Source organism: Microbacterium imperiale (assembly GCF_017876655.1).
GTDB lineage: Bacteria > Actinomycetota > Actinomycetes > Actinomycetales > Microbacteriaceae > Microbacterium > Microbacterium imperiale.
The window spans coordinates 3,111,624-3,125,037 of record NZ_JAGIOK010000001.1; the positions used below are offsets into that span (position 1 = coordinate 3,111,624).

A 13,414-nucleotide genomic window follows, 5' to 3' on the forward strand; every position below is an offset into this window, starting at 1 on the left:
GGCGTCAGGCGGAGGGTGCCGCCGGGGGAGTCGTCGGCTGCGAGCGGCGCAGCGGCCCGTCCGTCGGAGCGGCTGCCGCAGCCGGCGCCTCGGTGCGGTTCTGCTCGAGCAGATCGCGGATCTGGATGAGCAGCTCCTGCTCGGTCGGCAGAGGCGCGGCCTTCTCGACGACGCCGGCCTTCGCTGCCTGTCGCTCCTTCCACTTGTTCATCGGCACGACGAACACGAGGTAGACCACGAGGGCGACGGCGAAGAAGCTGATGACCGCGCTGATGAGGTCACCGAGGGGGAACGGCACCGACTGTCCGTAGATGCCGGTCAGCGTCGGGCCGGCGACCCCGTCCGCGTTCGGCTGGTAGAACAGTGCGACGAGCGGATTGATGACACTCGACACGATCGCGTTGACGATCGCCGTGAACGCACCGCCGATGACGACGGCCACGGCCAGATCGATGACGTTGCCGCGCATGATGAAGTCGCGGAAGCCCCTGATCATGCCTCTCCTCCTTCTCCGGCGATGCCGGACTCTACGAGCCCGCTGCCGCGGGCGAGGACGTCGCCTCGGACTTCGATGATGCCGAGGAGGATGCGTCGCCGCCACCGCTTGACCCGCTCGAGGCCGAGCCGGTCGAACGCGAGTCCGTGCGGTAGAAGCCGGCGCCGTTGAAGGTGACGCCGATCGAGCCGTACTCCTTGCGCAGCTCGCCGGAGCACTCGGGGCAGACCGTCAGCGTGGGATCGGCGAACGACTGGACGGCATCGAAGCGGTGCCCGCAGGACTTGCAGGCGTAGGCATAGGTGGGCATGGTTCCTCGGGTGTTCAGTGCGCCTCGGAGGCGAGGACGACGGTGCGGGTGGGGGTGACGACACCGGTCACCGGCTGATCGTGGAGGTCGCGGGGCACTTCGTCGACGAGCTCCGAGTCGAACACGACGGCGTACACCGGGGGACGGTTCTCCATCGAGCCGAGCGTCTTGTCGAAGTAGCCGCGACCCCAGCCGAGCCGCATACCGGCGACGTCGACGGCGGCGGCGGGGATCACGAGCAGGTCGACCTCGCCGACCGACATCGGGCTGAGAACTTCGCCCACCGGCTCGGGCAGGCCGAACATGCCGTCGGCGATGGCGCCGCCCGGCTCGGCGACGACCCAGTCGAGCAGCCCGTCGTTGCGTGTCACCGGCAGCAGCACGCGCAGCCCCGCGGCGACCGCCTCGTCGACGAACGCGCGGGTGCCGGGCTCGGTGGGAGCGGACAGGTAGCACGACAGCGAACGGACACCGAGACGCTCGATGAGCTCGCGCAGCTGAGACCGGATGCCGTCGGCCGCCGTCTCGCGTGCGGCATCCGACATCGTCGACCGACGTTCGCGCAGGTCCGCTCGGAGCGCGCGCTTGGCGTTGTCGATCGAGTCGGACATGCCCCTGATTGTAAACGGTGGGAGTCGCCCCTCTCGTTCGTGCCGACCGGTCGCTATGGTGGACGCATGTCTCAGCAGCGCATCAAGGCGGTCATCCCCGCCGCCGGTCTCGGCACGCGGTTCCTCCCGGCAACGAAGGCGATGCCGAAGGAGATGCTGCCCGTCGTCGACAAGCCCGCCATCCAGTACGTCGTCGAAGAGGCGACGCAGGCGGGGATCGAGGACGTCCTCATCATCATCGGACGCAACAAGAACAACCTCTCGAACCACTTCGACTCGGTGCCCGAGCTCGAGCAGAACCTCACGCGCAAGGGTGACGACGTCAAGCTCCGCAAGGTGCAGGAATCGTCCGATCTCGCCGACATCCACTTCGTCCGCCAGGGCGAGCCCAAGGGGCTCGGCCACGCGGTCCTGCGTTCGCGCGCCCACGTCGGCGATGCGACGTTCGCCGTCATGCTCGGCGACGACCTCATCGACGAGCGCGACCCGCTGCTGCCGAAGATGATCGCCGAGCAGGAGCGCTCGGGCCTGACCGTCGTGGCGCTCATGGAGGTCGACCCCGACCAGATCCACCTCTACGGCGCCGCCGCCGTCGAGCCCACCGACGACCCCGACGTGGTCAAGGTGACCGGTCTCGTCGAGAAGCCGAAGAAGGAAGACGCCCCCTCGAACTACGCGATCATCGGCCGCTACGTGCTGAAGCCGAACGTGTACGAGATCCTCGAGCGCACCGAACCCGGCAAGGGCGGCGAGATCCAGCTGACCGACGCGCTGCAGGAGCTCGCCACGACCGAGGGCGTGCTCGGCGTCGTCTTCCGCGGTCGTCGCTACGACACCGGTGACCGGCTCGACTACATCAAGGCGATCGTCCAGCTCGCCTCCGACCGCGACGACCTCGGGCCCGAGCTGCGTCCCTGGCTGCAGGAATTCGTCAACGGCCTCTGATCTCTGAGACGAGAACGCGCGTGGACGCCACCGCACCGCGCCACCACGGACCGGTGGCGATCCGGCTCGTCCGGCCTCGTGACGCCCGACCCCTGCAGACGGAGCTGCTGACCAATCGGTCCTGGCTCCAGCGCTGGGAGGCGACGAGCCCGGACGGGCCGGTCTCGCTCGACATGCGACTCGGCATCCGTCGTCTGCTGCAGCAGTACCGCGACGGCGCCAGCGTGCCCTTCGTCGTGGAGTACGACGGCGAGGTCGCCGGACAGCTCAATGTCTGGGGCATCGCGCGCGGCTCGCTGTCGTCCGCGACGATCGGGTACTGGGTCAGCGAACGCTTCGCCGGCAGGGGGATCACTCCGACCGCGGTGGCGCTCGCGACCGACCTGTGCTTCCAGGAGCTGCGGATCCACCGTATGGAGATCTGCATCCGGCCCGAGAACCGCGCGAGCCTGCGCGTCGTCGAGAAGCTCGGCTTCCGCTACGAGGGGCTGCGGCGCCGCTACATCCACATCGACGGCGACTGGCGCGACCATTTCGCCTTCGCGTTGCTCGCGGAGGACGTCCCGCGCGGCGTCCTCGCTCGCTGGGTCGAGGGTGCGGTGCCGCCGGGATCGGCCGCCGTGCCGCTGGCCGACCGCCGTGCGGCGGGCCTCGAACCTTCAACCTGAACAAGAACTTCAGACACGCGGGTGGATGCCGCGGCGCGGCGGGCCGCGGCACGTACGGTTGACCCATGGGTGGGCAGGTTCTCGGCGGCGGCGTGATCGTCCTCGTCGCGGTTGCACTGTGGATGGTCTATCTGCTGCCGACGTGGCACAGTCGCTATCGCTACGACGCCGCCGAACGCAACGCCGTCCGCCTGAATCAGGCGCTGCGCGTGCTCGCCGAGACCTCCGAGACGCCCGGCGAGGTGCGGCTCGAGCTCTCGAAGCGCACCGCGCTGGCGCAGCAGAAGCTCGCCCGTCAGGTGCAGCACGAGCAGGAGCAGCTGCGGCTCGAGGCCGAGCGCCAGCGTCTCGTCGAGGCGCGCCAGGCCGTCCGCACCGCCCGCATCGAACGCCTCGCCTCGCCCGAGCACCGCGCTCGGGTCCGCCGCCGCGTGCGTCTGGCGACGACGCTCGTCGCCGTCGCCGCCCTGGCGGTCTCCGGCTGGGGCGGCTTCCTCGTCGCCACGACCGGCTCCGTCGCCGTTCTCGCGTCGGGACTCGCGACCCTGCTGGTCGCTACCGTCGTCCTCCGCCGGCTCGCCGCGGTCGCCCGCCGCGCCGCCACCACCGCTCACGTCGCGCCGGTCGCCGTCGCGCGCACCGAAGCTGCCGCCGCCGTCATCCCCGATCTCGAGCTGTCGCAGGCTCGGGCCACGTGGACGCCGCGCGAGCTTCCCCGCCCGCTCACCGCGTCGGCCGGATCTCGCGCCGCCGCGGTGCTCGACGAGGTCGACGCGCGCGAGGCCCTGCGCCAGGCCGCCGTCGGCGAGGCTATGCAGCGCGAGGCGGAGCGCCGCGCTCCTGTTTCGCTCGACGCCGGTCGTGCCGCCAAGGCACCCGTCGCCGACTTCCCGCGTACCGGACAGGTCGACGACGCGGCGATCGAGGACCACGTGCGTCGCCTGCTCGCGCAGCGCGCCGCCGGCTGAACCGGTCCGAGCTCGACCCCGCCCGCCCTCCCGCGGTGCACGGACCGCGATCAACGCCGTGATAGTGTGGAGGAGTTCCGGGCCTGTGGCGCAGTTGGTAGCGCGCTTCGTTCGCAATGAAGAGGTCAGGGGTTCGAATCCCCTCAGGTCCACCGGAAAAACGCCCATCGCTCGCGGTGGGCGTTTTCGTTTGCCCGGGCATTCTCAGGTGCCCGGGCGGAGAAGAGCGTAGAATGCATGCAACTGAATCGATCCCCGGGAGGTCTCGTTTATGACCACGTACAAGATCGGCGTCATCGTCGGCAGCATCTCGTCCACCTCGATCAACCGTCGTCTCGCGAACGCGCTGACGAAGCTCGCGCCGCAGGCCGACCTCGAGCTGACCGAGATCCCGATCGCGGCGCTGCCCTTCTACTCGGCCGACAACGACGCGGCGATCCCCGCCGAGGCGGCCGAGTTCAAGGCGAGCATCGAGTCCGCTGACGGCGTCATCATCGTGACCCCCGAGTACAACCGCTCGGTTCCGGGTGTGCTGAAGAACGCACTCGACACGGCGAGCCGGCCGTGGGGTGACAACAGCTTCGCGGGCAAGCCGTCCGCCGTCATCGGCATCTCGATCGGCCCGATCCGAACGGCCGTGGCGCAGCAGCACTTGCGGTCGATCCTCTCGTTCCTCGCCTCGCCCGAGCTCGCGCAGCCTGAGGGCTACCTGCAGTTGACCGACGGGCTCATCGACGAGGACGGCACCGTGAATGACGAGTCGACCGCCGAGTTCCTCGTGTCGTGGCTGAAGGCCGTGCACACGCACGTCGCGAAGACGCTCAGCCCCGTCAGCTGACGCGAACGAGTGCGATCCGGGGGCGCCGGCCATCAGGGGCGGCGCCCTTCCGCATGTGTGCCGCGACCGGGGCTGTCGATCACATGACCGGTGGGAGAACGGCCGGGTTCTCACAGCGCGGGGCGTTACGATGGCCGGTGGGGTTCTCGCGCGTTCTGCGCGGCAGAGCTCCCGACCGGCGGCCACGACCCGGCCACGGTCATGGACACACGAGGACAAGGAAGCGAGGTGAGGTGCTCCATGAGCAGTGATAGTTGCCATCGCGAACCCAGCGCCGCGCCCGCGGTCCTCGTCGTCGACTGACTCACCTCTGAGCGACGAGCCAGCGGAGCGCTGCATCCGCAGGCTTTCGCGCGCTCTGTCGCCATCGCGGCGTCGGCGCGCGCCCGACGTGAGGAGAGTCCCATGACTCCAGAGCAGATCAACGAACTGACCATCGTCGTCGACGGCATCGCCGGACCGCTGTCGCGCGGTGATCTGCCGTCCGCCGCCGCCGCTCTCGCCCAGGTCGAGCCCGAGCGGCTGGCCGACGTGCTCGAGCGCCTCGACGGGCGACGTCGCGCTGTCGCCTACCGGCTGCTGCCGAAGGACCACGCGCTGCGGGTCTTCGAAGAGCTGTCGCCGAACATGCAGGGCGAGCTCATCGGCGACCTGCGGGACGCCGAAGTGGCGCAGATCTTCACCGACCTCGACCCGGACGACCGGGTCTGGCTCGTCGACGAGCTTCCGGCCTCACTGGCCTCGCGTCTGCTGCGGGGACTGCCGCCGCGCGAGCGCGACCTCACCGCTGCCGTGCTCGGCTACCGCCGCGGCTCGATCGGCCGCCGGATGAGCCCGGAGTTCGTGTCGGTTCCCGTCGGCAGCACCGTCGCCGAGGCGCTCACGCGTGTGCGCGCGCGCCTGCACGACGCCGAGACGGTGTACACCCTGCCGGTGGTCGACGCGGGCCGCCGCGTCGTCGGCGTGGTCAGCCTGCGCGACCTTCTCGCCGCGTCGCCCGCCGACGCCGTGCGCGACACGATGCAGCCGGCGCAGACCGCGGGGGTGGACGACGACGCCGAGAACGCCGCGCGCCGCTGCACCGAGCGCGGCCTGCTCGCCCTGCCCATCGTCGACAGCGAGGAGCGGCTCGTCGGCATCCTCACGGTCGACGACGCGGCCCGCATCCTCGAGCACGAGGAGAGCGAGGATGCGGCACGCCAGGGCGGCGCGGAGCCTCTGCGCCGGCCTTACCTCTCGACGCCGATCCTCCAGATCGTGCGGTCGCGCGTGGTCTGGCTGCTCGTACTGGCCGTCGGGGCGACGCTCACGGTGCAGGTGCTGTCTGCGTTCGAGGCGACCCTCGAGCAGATCACGGTGCTCGCCCTGTTCGTGCCCCTGCTGATCGGGACCGGCGGCAACACCGGCAATCAGGCGGCCACGACCGTCACGCGCGCACTGGCGCTCGGCGACGTCCGGCCCCGCGACGTCATCCGGGTGCTGACCCGCGAAGTGCGCGTGGGGTTCTTCCTCGGCGCGATCCTCGGCGTCGTCGGCTTCGGCGTGACCGCGCTCGTGTACGACCCGCTCATCGGCCTCGTGATCGGGACGACCCTCATCGCCGTGTGCACCATGGCCGCCACGGTGGGCGGCGTCATGCCTCTGCTCGCGCGAGCGATCCGGGTCGACCCCGCCGTGTTCTCGAATCCGTTCATCACGACCTTCGTCGACGCGAGCGGCCTGGTGCTGTACTTCCTCATCGCCCGCGCCATCCTGCAGATCTGACCGGATGTCGCCGGGGCCGGATGCCGGGTTGCACGGGATCGGTCTCGGCGCGATCCCGTGCAACCCGGTCTCGGCCGGGCCGACGTCAGACCAGGGCCGACCGGGCCGCGCCCGCGGCCAGACGCTCCGCGGCGAGCGACTCCGCCGCCGCGAGGGGCGTCACGGCGCGGGCATCGGCCTCGTCGAAGATGCGGCGCAGGACGTCGCCGATGCCCTCGACGCGCGCCATGATCTCGGCGCGGGCGCGCTGCTTCGCCGCGAGATCGAGGTAGATCACGCCGCCGGCGTTCACGACGAAGTCGGGGGCGTACAGGATGCCGCGGGCCGCGAGCCGGTCGGCGCCCGCACGGTGCGCGAGCGGGTTGTTCGCCGGACCGCACACCGCCCGCGCGTCCAGCGCGTCGATGACCTCGTCGGTCAGCACGCCGCCGATACCGGCCGGGACGAACACGTCCGCCGTCGCGAGGTGCGCCTCGGCGGGTTCGACCCACGCGGCGCCCAGGTCGGCCGCAAGCTCCTTCTTCGCCGGGTTGACGTCGGTCACCGTCAACACGGCACCCTCGGCCGCCAGCTGCAGAGCGAGCCGGCTGCCGACCTGGCCGAGGCCCGCGACGGTGATCCGGCGCCCCGCGACATCTGCGGTGCCGACCGCACGCTCGAGCGTCGCCGTCAACGACGCGTAGACGCCGATGCTCGTCGGCCCGGCCGGCTCCCCCGAGCCGCCGACCCGGTCGGGCAGTCCCACCACGTGGTCGGTGCGCTCGCTGACGACGAGCATGTCGTCGGTCGTCGAGCCGACATCCTCGGCCGTCCGGTACAGCCCCCCGAACGACTCGACGGCATCACCGAGGTCGAGGAACGCGGCACGCCGGCGCTCCGTGTCGAGCACCGTGCCGGGCGGCAGACCGATGACGGCCTTGCCGCCACCGGCATCCAGGCCCGCGGCGGCGTTCTTCAGCGTCATCGCGGCTGACAGGCGCAGCGCGTCACCGAGCGCATCGCTCCAGTGCGGGTAGTTCCACATGCGGGCACCGCCCAGGGCGGGGCCGAGCACGGAGGAGTGCAGCGCGGCGGCGATGAAGAGGCCGCTGCGCCGCCCCGTGATCACCTCCACGCGCTCGTGCGTGAAATCGGGAAGGGGCAGGGCGTGGGTCATCGCGATCCTCTTTCGGCGGAGCCTTGTGGGCTCGTGCTCTGTGATGCCGCGGCGTTGCGGCATCCTGCCCATTCTGCCCCTTCTAGAGTGGCGATGTGAGTACTGATCTGCCCTCTCGCAGCCTGATCGTCCGCGACGCGCTGCGTGACGCGGGCGTTGCGGGCGAGATCGTGGTGCTGCCGGATGCCGCCTCGACCGCGGCACTCGCGGCGGCGGCTCTCGGCGTCGAGGTCGGCGCCATCGCCAACAGCCTGGTGTTCTGGTCGGACGGCGAGCCGTTGCTGGTGATGACCAGCGGGGCGCACCGCGTCGACACCGTCCGTCTCGCCGAGCGTCTCGTTCGCGGCGAGATCCGGCGCGCCAGCGTCGATCAGGTGCGCACCGCGACCGGCCAGGCGATCGGTGGGGTCGCGCCGACCGGGCATCCGGCCCCGCTGACGACCGTCGTCGACGAGGACCTCGCGCGGTACGCGCGCATCTGGGCCGCGGGCGGCACGCCCCACACGGTGTTCCCGCTGACCTTCGACGAGCTCGTCCGGCTCACCGGCGGTACGGTCCTCGCAGTCGTCTGACCGAGGCGTCAGGCCTTCGGGCTGTCGAAGCTCCAGTCGTCCGGGTCGATCGCCGTGGCGACATCCCAGTCGTCGGTCGACCACGTGAACGTCGCGACGGCGCACGTGGGCATGTGGGCGATGCCACCGCCCGACAGGCGCTCGGCGAGCACCGTCATCCCCGGGTCGTGCGCGACGATCAGCACGGACGAGACTCCGGAGCCGGAAGCCGCGTCCAGCAGCACGCGGGCGCTCGCGCCGTACAGCTCGTCGCGCAGCTCGGGTTCGCGTCCCAGAGCGGCGCCGAACGCGGCGGCCGTCGTCCGCGCGCGCAGGGCCGTCGAGGCGAGCAGTCGCTCGACCGGGGTCCCCGAAGCCGCGAGGCGCCGGGCCATCGCCGGCGCGTCGCGCTGTCCGCGTTCGTTGAGCGGACGATCGTGGTCGTCGAGGCCGGGGGAGCCCCAGTCGCTCTTGGCATGGCGCACGAGGGTGAGGGTCGTCATCTGCTCATCCTCCCGCGCCGAAGACGGCATGCGCGATCGTGTAGATCACGAGGCCCGCGAGCGAGCCGACGATCGTGCCGTTGAGGCGGATGTACTGCAGGTCGCGGCCGACCATGAGCTCGATCTTCTCGGTGGTCTCCTGGGCGTCCCAGCGCTCGACCGTGTCGGTGATGATCGAGGCGATGTCGGCCCGGTGCCGGTCGACGAGCGTCGCCGCGGCATCGGTGACCCGCGCGTCGATGCGCTGCTGCAGCGCCGGCTCGGTCGCCAGGCGGTCGCCGATCTCGGCCAGGGCGGCGGTGATGCGACGGCGCAAGGGGCTGTCGGCATCGCCCAGCGAGCGGACGAGTCCCGCCTTCGCCGTGCCCCACGCCTCAGCCGCGAGGGCGCGCACCCGCGGGCTGTCGAAGACCGCCGCCTTGGCCGCCTCGAGCCGCGCCGCCGTCTCGGTCTCGCCCTGCAGGTCTGCAGCGACCCGCGTGAGGTACCCGTCGATGGCGCGCCGGGCGGGATGCTCGGTGTCTGAGCGCACGGCGGCGACGAAGGCGAGAGCCTCACGGTAGACGGTGTCGTCGACCAGGCGCGTCGCCACCGACGGCACCCACGAGGGCAGCCGGCGCGAGACCAGCCCGGTGAAGACCGAGCGATTCGCGACGAGCCACGTCTCGATGCTGTCGACGGCGAGGTCGACCGCGCCGCGATGCGCGCCGGTGTCGACGACACGGTCGAGCCAGCCGCCGATCGAAGGCCCCCACGAGGGGGCGAGCAGGTGGTCGCGCGCCAGATCCTCGAGCAGATCCTGCACCTCGTCGTCGCTCAGCGCCGTCAGGATGCCGGATGCCGCAGCGGAAGCCTCGGCCGCGACGCGTTCGGCGTTCTCGGAACGCCGCAGCCAGCTGCCGAGCCGGGCCGCGACGCCGATCGACTCGAGCTTCTCGCGGATCACGCCGGCTTCGAGGAAGTTCGTCTCGACGAACTCGCCCAGCGTGCGGCCGATCTCGTCCTTGCGCCTCGGGATGATCGCGGTGTGCGGGATCGGGATGCCCAGCGGATGCCGGAACAGCGCCGTCACCGCGAACCAGTCGGCGAGGGCTCCGACCATGCCGCCCTCGGCGGCGGCGCGGACATAACCGAACGCCGGAATCGTCTGCTGCAGCGGGAAGGAGACCGCGAAGACGACGGCCATGAACAGCAACGCGCCGAGGGCGACGGCCTTCATCCGGCGCAGGCCCTGTCGGCGGACCTGGTCCGCGGGGGAGAGCAGCGTTATCGGCGTACGTGCCATCCGGTCATCCTCCCACGCGGGTCCGCAGCCGGGGCCGGATGCGGCGCGGGGTCAGGCGGGATCGACCGGACCGAGCCAGGCGGCCGCGACCGTGCTGTGCGCCGACTCCGGGTCGGACGGGTGGAACTGCCCCGCCAGCACGTCGCGGTACAGGCGGCTCAGCTCCGACCGCGTGAAGTACGACGAGCCGCCTGCGACGAGCATCGCTTCGTCGACGACGCGCTTGGCCGAGGTCACGGCGCGGTGCTTGAGCCCGCTCAGCTTGGCGAACCACAGCGCCCCGTGGTCGGCACGCTCGTCGATGGCGCGCGCGATGACCTCGAGCTGCGGCAGCATCCCGTCGTAGGCCAAAGCCATCTCGGCGATGCGCCACCGGATGTCGGGGTCCTGGCTGTAGGTGCGCCCGGTCTTCTTCGAGGTGCGCGCGTGCGCCGTCTCGACGGCGACGTCGAGCGCCCGACGGGCGATGCCGGTGTACACCGAGGCCAGCAGCAGCTCGAACACCGAGAAGATGCCGAAGACCAGCGGGTCGGGGTTCGGGCCGGGGGCCAAGCGGCGCACGACGCGGTTCGCGGGGGCGAGGGCATCGTGCAGCTCGGTCGTGCGGGACTGCGTGCCCCGCATGCCGAGGGTGTCCCAGTCGTCGCGGGTGCGGACGGCGTCGGTGCGCGGCACGAAGCCGAACACGAGTCGCGGGGCGTCCTCGCTCGTCGTGTCGAGCCCGTGCAGCCCGAGCTGATCCCACACGGGGGCGAGCGAGGTGAAGATCTTCGTGCCGGTGAAGGCGTAGCCGCCGTCCGGCTGCGGAGTGGCCGCGGTGTCGCTGCCGAACAGGACGAGGTCGTTGCCGGCCTCGCTGATGCCGAAGGCGAAGACCTCTCCGGCCGCCGCGCCCTCCTGGACGAAACGCAGGGCGTCGTCGCCGCGATCGGCGAGCACCTTCGCCACGCCCGTCCAGACGAGGTGCATGTTGATCGCCAGGGCAGTGGCCGGAGCGGCGCCGGCGAGGCGCTGCTGCAGGACGGAGGCCTCGGCCAGCGACAGGCCGGCCCCGCCGAGGTCGCGGGGGACGAGGATCGCGAGGTACCCGGCGGCGCGCAGCTCCGCGAGGTCGTCGTCCGGGAACACGTTGCCCGCGTCGACGGCCGCCGCCCGGCCGCGGATGCGCTCGAGGAGGTCGTCGGAGAGGTATCGGGCCGGGTCGAAGTCGCTCACGGCATCCATTCTCCTCCCGCGTCTGGCCGGGGGTGTTGCCGCAACTCCTCAGATCCGGAGGGTTGGGGGTCCTGGGGGAGCCGGAGAGCCGGAGGAGATGCCGAATCTGAGGAGTTGGGGCGACCGGCTGGCGAGCCGCGGCAGGATGGGGGCATGATCTCGACCGACGCAGCCCTCGCCCTGCGGGAAGCCGGACTGGTCTGGCGGCCGGCCTCCGGCGACCGCTTCCAGCTGAACGAACCGGAGTTCGAGGCCGACGTCTTCACCGTCAGCGAGATGACGATCGAGCCGCGGCGCTACCCGACCGGGACCATCCTCGCGTTCAACGGGACCACGGAGTGGGCGCTGGATTCCGTCGCGCTGGACGAAGCCCTCTGGCTGCCGCGCGAGGACCAGCTGCGCGAGATGCTGCGTGGAGCGTTCCGCAGCCTCAGCCGCCTCGCCGACACGCACCGCGTGGAGATCGAGCTCGCCGGCGAGGTGCTGTCGTTCGACCACCCGCTGCCCGAGGACGCGTACGCGGCGGCGGTGCTCGCGATGCTCCGCCGCGTCACCGACTGACCGCTCGCGATCGGGCTCAGGTGATGGTGTGCACCGGCTCGGTGTCGGGAATCGGCGACGAGTCGCGCCCGCGCAGGTCGGGGAACCACTTCACGCAGGCTGCCGCGACGATCAGACCCGCGGCGGCGAACAGTGTCGCGGCGATGTACGCCCCCTGCGGTCCCACGCCGTCGATGAGGAAGCCTGCGACAGCCGATCCCGCCGCTGCCCCGATGAGCTGCCCGGTGCCGATCCAGCCGTAGGCCTCGGCGGTCTCGCTGAACTTCACGCTCGCGGAGGTGATGGCGAACATGACCGCCAGCGCCGGGGCGATGCCGATGCCCGCGACGAGCAGCGAGCCGCCGAGCCACCAGGCGTTGAGCGAGAAGATGGTCGCCGCCAGTCCGACGGTGACGATGAGGAAGCGGCGCGCCATGGCCCAGCGCCCGATCGGGATGTGGCCGAACGACAGGCCGCCCGCCAGGCTGCCGACGGCGAAGACGGCGAGCACGATGCCGGATTCGAGGCCGCCGTGGCCGAACGAAGCGACGACGCCGGCCTCGACCGCCGAGCACGCCCCGATGAGGAGGAAGCCCGTCGCCGTCGCCAGCGCCACCGGCGGCTTGAGGAGCACGCGGCCGAGGCTCCGCCGGCTGCGGGGGATGCGCACGCGGCCGAGTTCGGGCGAGGCGATGAACCACGCGCCGCCGCCGATGAGGATCACGACGATGAGGAGGAGCCCCGGCACCGTTCCGGCCTGCAGCGCCACGAAGGTGATGAGCACGGGGGCGATGATCCAGATGATCTCCTGCAGCGACGCGTCGAGCGAGAACAGCGGGGTGAGCTGACGCGAGGTCACCATCTTGGGGTAGATGGTGCGCACGGCCGACTGCACCGGCGGCGTCGAGAGTCCGGCGACGAGCCCGAGCATCATGTAGACGGGCAGCGGCACCTCGAGGAGGGCGAGCAGCGCGATCGCGGCGGCGCACACCGCGAGCGTCAGGGTCAGCACGCGGCGCATGCCCCAGACGCCCATCCAACGACTCGTCACCGGTCCGGCGATCGCCTGTCCGACTGAAGTGGCCGCCAGGACCAGACCGGCAGCCCCGTAGGAACCGGTCACGTGCTCGATGTGGAGCAGGATGGCGAGACTCGTCATCCCGTTCGGAAAGCGCGCGGTCAACTGTGCGGCGATGATGCGCGCAACACCGGGTGTGCGCAGCAGTTCTCCGTATCCCGCCACCCCTCAACGGTATCGACTTCGGGAGGCCTCCGGCGACACGCCGCGACACGCCGGAAGCGCCCGATCCGTCGTAATCGGATGTCTGTGGGCGCGGCTACCGTCCGAGCTGTGGACAGTCGCTCCGGCAGCGAGCGGAAACCGCGGAATCACGCCTCCGAAGGGCTGTCGAAGCGGGCCGCGAACTGTGGATGAAACCGTGGACAAGTTGTGTTGTACCTGGGGAGAGCGGTGCAAAACTACAGACTTGTAACTACTACCCCTTGTGGTGCCCCCCGATGTCGGCACCCATATGTAGTATTGAGGTCCCGGCGAGATCACAGC

At 71.1% G+C, this 13,414-nt stretch carries 15 protein-coding genes and 1 tRNA gene; 8 read left to right on the top strand and 8 right to left on the bottom strand.

Annotation, left to right across the window (positions count from 1 at the left end; translation table 11 throughout):
* Nucleotides 1-4: 4 nt before the first annotated feature.
* Genes mscL through JOF37_RS15090 form a run of 3 tightly spaced genes read right to left on the bottom strand, consistent with a single transcriptional unit; the run spans nt 5 to nt 1,417 of the window.
* The gene (gene mscL / locus JOF37_RS15080) at nt 5-496 is read right to left on the bottom strand and encodes a large conductance mechanosensitive channel protein MscL (protein ID WP_210007571.1); all 492 of its coding nucleotides are present in this window, start codon (nt 494-496) and stop codon (nt 5-7) included.
* 31 nt (nt 497-527) lie between these two features.
* Nucleotides 528-806, bottom strand: coding sequence for an FmdB family zinc ribbon protein (locus JOF37_RS15085; protein ID WP_210007572.1), 279 nt, complete (start codon nt 804-806; stop codon nt 528-530).
* Nucleotides 807-820: 14 nt separating this feature from the next.
* Nucleotides 821-1,417 carry a 5-formyltetrahydrofolate cyclo-ligase gene (locus JOF37_RS15090; protein ID WP_210007573.1) on the bottom strand — a complete coding sequence of 199 codons (597 nt, stop codon included), beginning with the start codon at nt 1,415-1,417 and terminating at the stop codon, nt 821-823.
* 66 nt (nt 1,418-1,483) lie between these two features.
* Between JOF37_RS15090 and galU the strand changes: the two genes are divergently transcribed.
* The 6 genes from galU to mgtE all read left to right on the top strand — a co-directional run bounded on the left by galU (nt 1,484) and on the right by mgtE (nt 6,600).
* Nucleotides 1,484-2,362, top strand: coding sequence for a UTP--glucose-1-phosphate uridylyltransferase GalU (galU, locus tag JOF37_RS15095; RefSeq protein ID WP_210007574.1), 879 nt, complete (start codon nt 1,484-1,486; stop codon nt 2,360-2,362).
* 20 nt (nt 2,363-2,382) lie between these two features.
* Nucleotides 2,383-3,030 (top strand): GNAT family N-acetyltransferase, encoded by a 648-nt coding sequence (locus JOF37_RS15100; protein ID WP_210007575.1) that lies wholly within the window; start codon nt 2,383-2,385, stop codon nt 3,028-3,030.
* A gap of 65 nt (nt 3,031-3,095) precedes the next feature.
* The gene (locus JOF37_RS15105) at nt 3,096-3,998 is read left to right on the top strand and encodes a large exoprotein (RefSeq protein ID WP_210007576.1); all 903 of its coding nucleotides are present in this window, start codon (nt 3,096-3,098) and stop codon (nt 3,996-3,998) included.
* Between the two features lie 79 nt (nt 3,999-4,077).
* Nucleotides 4,078-4,150, top strand: a tRNA-Ala gene (locus JOF37_RS15110).
* Between the two features lie 119 nt (nt 4,151-4,269).
* Nucleotides 4,270-4,836 (top strand): NADPH-dependent FMN reductase, encoded by a 567-nt coding sequence (locus JOF37_RS15115; RefSeq protein WP_210007577.1) that lies wholly within the window; start codon nt 4,270-4,272, stop codon nt 4,834-4,836.
* Between the two features lie 405 nt (nt 4,837-5,241).
* Nucleotides 5,242-6,600 carry a magnesium transporter gene (gene mgtE, locus JOF37_RS15120; RefSeq protein WP_210007578.1) on the top strand — a complete coding sequence of 453 codons (1,359 nt, stop codon included), beginning with the start codon at nt 5,242-5,244 and terminating at the stop codon, nt 6,598-6,600.
* Nucleotides 6,601-6,685: 85 nt separating this feature from the next.
* Here mgtE and JOF37_RS15125 read toward each other — a convergent pair whose 3' ends face one another.
* Nucleotides 6,686-7,756, bottom strand: a complete 1,071-nt coding sequence (locus JOF37_RS15125; protein WP_210007579.1) for a Glu/Leu/Phe/Val dehydrogenase family protein — start codon at nt 7,754-7,756, stop codon at nt 6,686-6,688.
* Between the two features lie 95 nt (nt 7,757-7,851).
* On the opposite strand from JOF37_RS15125, the gene JOF37_RS15130 reads away from it, so the two are divergent.
* On the top strand, nt 7,852-8,328 hold the full coding sequence (locus JOF37_RS15130) for a YbaK/EbsC family protein (RefSeq protein WP_210007580.1): 477 nt from the start codon (nt 7,852-7,854) through the stop codon (nt 8,326-8,328).
* 8 nt (nt 8,329-8,336) lie between these two features.
* On the opposite strand, the gene JOF37_RS15135 is transcribed toward JOF37_RS15130, so the two are convergent.
* Genes JOF37_RS15135 through JOF37_RS15145 form a run of 3 tightly spaced genes read right to left on the bottom strand, consistent with a single transcriptional unit; the run spans nt 8,337 to nt 11,319 of the window.
* The gene (locus JOF37_RS15135; protein ID WP_210007581.1) at nt 8,337-8,810 is read right to left on the bottom strand and encodes a SixA phosphatase family protein; all 474 of its coding nucleotides are present in this window, start codon (nt 8,808-8,810) and stop codon (nt 8,337-8,339) included.
* A 4-nt stretch (nt 8,811-8,814) separates the two neighbouring features.
* Nucleotides 8,815-10,095, bottom strand: coding sequence for a DUF445 domain-containing protein (locus JOF37_RS15140; RefSeq protein ID WP_210007582.1), 1,281 nt, complete (start codon nt 10,093-10,095; stop codon nt 8,815-8,817).
* 51 nt (nt 10,096-10,146) lie between these two features.
* Nucleotides 10,147-11,319, bottom strand: coding sequence for an acyl-CoA dehydrogenase family protein (locus tag JOF37_RS15145; protein ID WP_210007583.1), 1,173 nt, complete (start codon nt 11,317-11,319; stop codon nt 10,147-10,149).
* 144 nt (nt 11,320-11,463) lie between these two features.
* Between JOF37_RS15145 and JOF37_RS15150 the strand changes: the two genes are divergently transcribed.
* Nucleotides 11,464-11,871 (top strand): pilus assembly protein CpaE, encoded by a 408-nt coding sequence (locus JOF37_RS15150; RefSeq protein ID WP_210007584.1) that lies wholly within the window; start codon nt 11,464-11,466, stop codon nt 11,869-11,871.
* A gap of 16 nt (nt 11,872-11,887) precedes the next feature.
* Here JOF37_RS15150 and JOF37_RS15155 read toward each other — a convergent pair whose 3' ends face one another.
* Nucleotides 11,888-13,093 (bottom strand): MFS transporter, encoded by a 1,206-nt coding sequence (locus tag JOF37_RS15155; RefSeq protein WP_210007585.1) that lies wholly within the window; start codon nt 13,091-13,093, stop codon nt 11,888-11,890.
* Nucleotides 13,094-13,414 lie beyond the last annotated feature (321 nt).

Excerpts from the sequence above, each read along its gene's own strand:
- JOF37_RS15090 (WP_210007573.1), bottom strand. The coding sequence starts at position 1,417 with ATGTCCGACTCGATCGACAACGCCAAGCGCGCGCTCCGAGCGGACCTG.
- JOF37_RS15145 (WP_210007583.1), bottom strand. The coding sequence starts at position 11,319 with ATGGATGCCGTGAGCGACTTCGACCCGGCCCGATACCTCTCCGACGAC.
- JOF37_RS15125 (WP_210007579.1), bottom strand. The coding sequence starts at position 7,756 with ATGACCCACGCCCTGCCCCTTCCCGATTTCACGCACGAGCGCGTGGAG.
- JOF37_RS15085 (WP_210007572.1), bottom strand. The coding sequence starts at position 806 with ATGCCCACCTATGCCTACGCCTGCAAGTCCTGCGGGCACCGCTTCGAT.
- mgtE (WP_210007578.1), top strand. The coding sequence starts at position 5,242 with ATGACTCCAGAGCAGATCAACGAACTGACCATCGTCGTCGACGGCATC.
- JOF37_RS15105 (WP_210007576.1), top strand. The coding sequence starts at position 3,096 with ATGGGTGGGCAGGTTCTCGGCGGCGGCGTGATCGTCCTCGTCGCGGTT.
- JOF37_RS15115 (WP_210007577.1), top strand. The coding sequence starts at position 4,270 with ATGACCACGTACAAGATCGGCGTCATCGTCGGCAGCATCTCGTCCACC.
- JOF37_RS15135 (WP_210007581.1), bottom strand. The coding sequence starts at position 8,810 with ATGACGACCCTCACCCTCGTGCGCCATGCCAAGAGCGACTGGGGCTCC.
- JOF37_RS15150 (WP_210007584.1), top strand. The coding sequence starts at position 11,464 with ATGATCTCGACCGACGCAGCCCTCGCCCTGCGGGAAGCCGGACTGGTC.
- JOF37_RS15140 (WP_210007582.1), bottom strand. The coding sequence starts at position 10,095 with ATGGCACGTACGCCGATAACGCTGCTCTCCCCCGCGGACCAGGTCCGC.
- galU (WP_210007574.1), top strand. The coding sequence starts at position 1,484 with ATGTCTCAGCAGCGCATCAAGGCGGTCATCCCCGCCGCCGGTCTCGGC.
- mscL (WP_210007571.1), bottom strand. The coding sequence starts at position 496 with ATGATCAGGGGCTTCCGCGACTTCATCATGCGCGGCAACGTCATCGAT.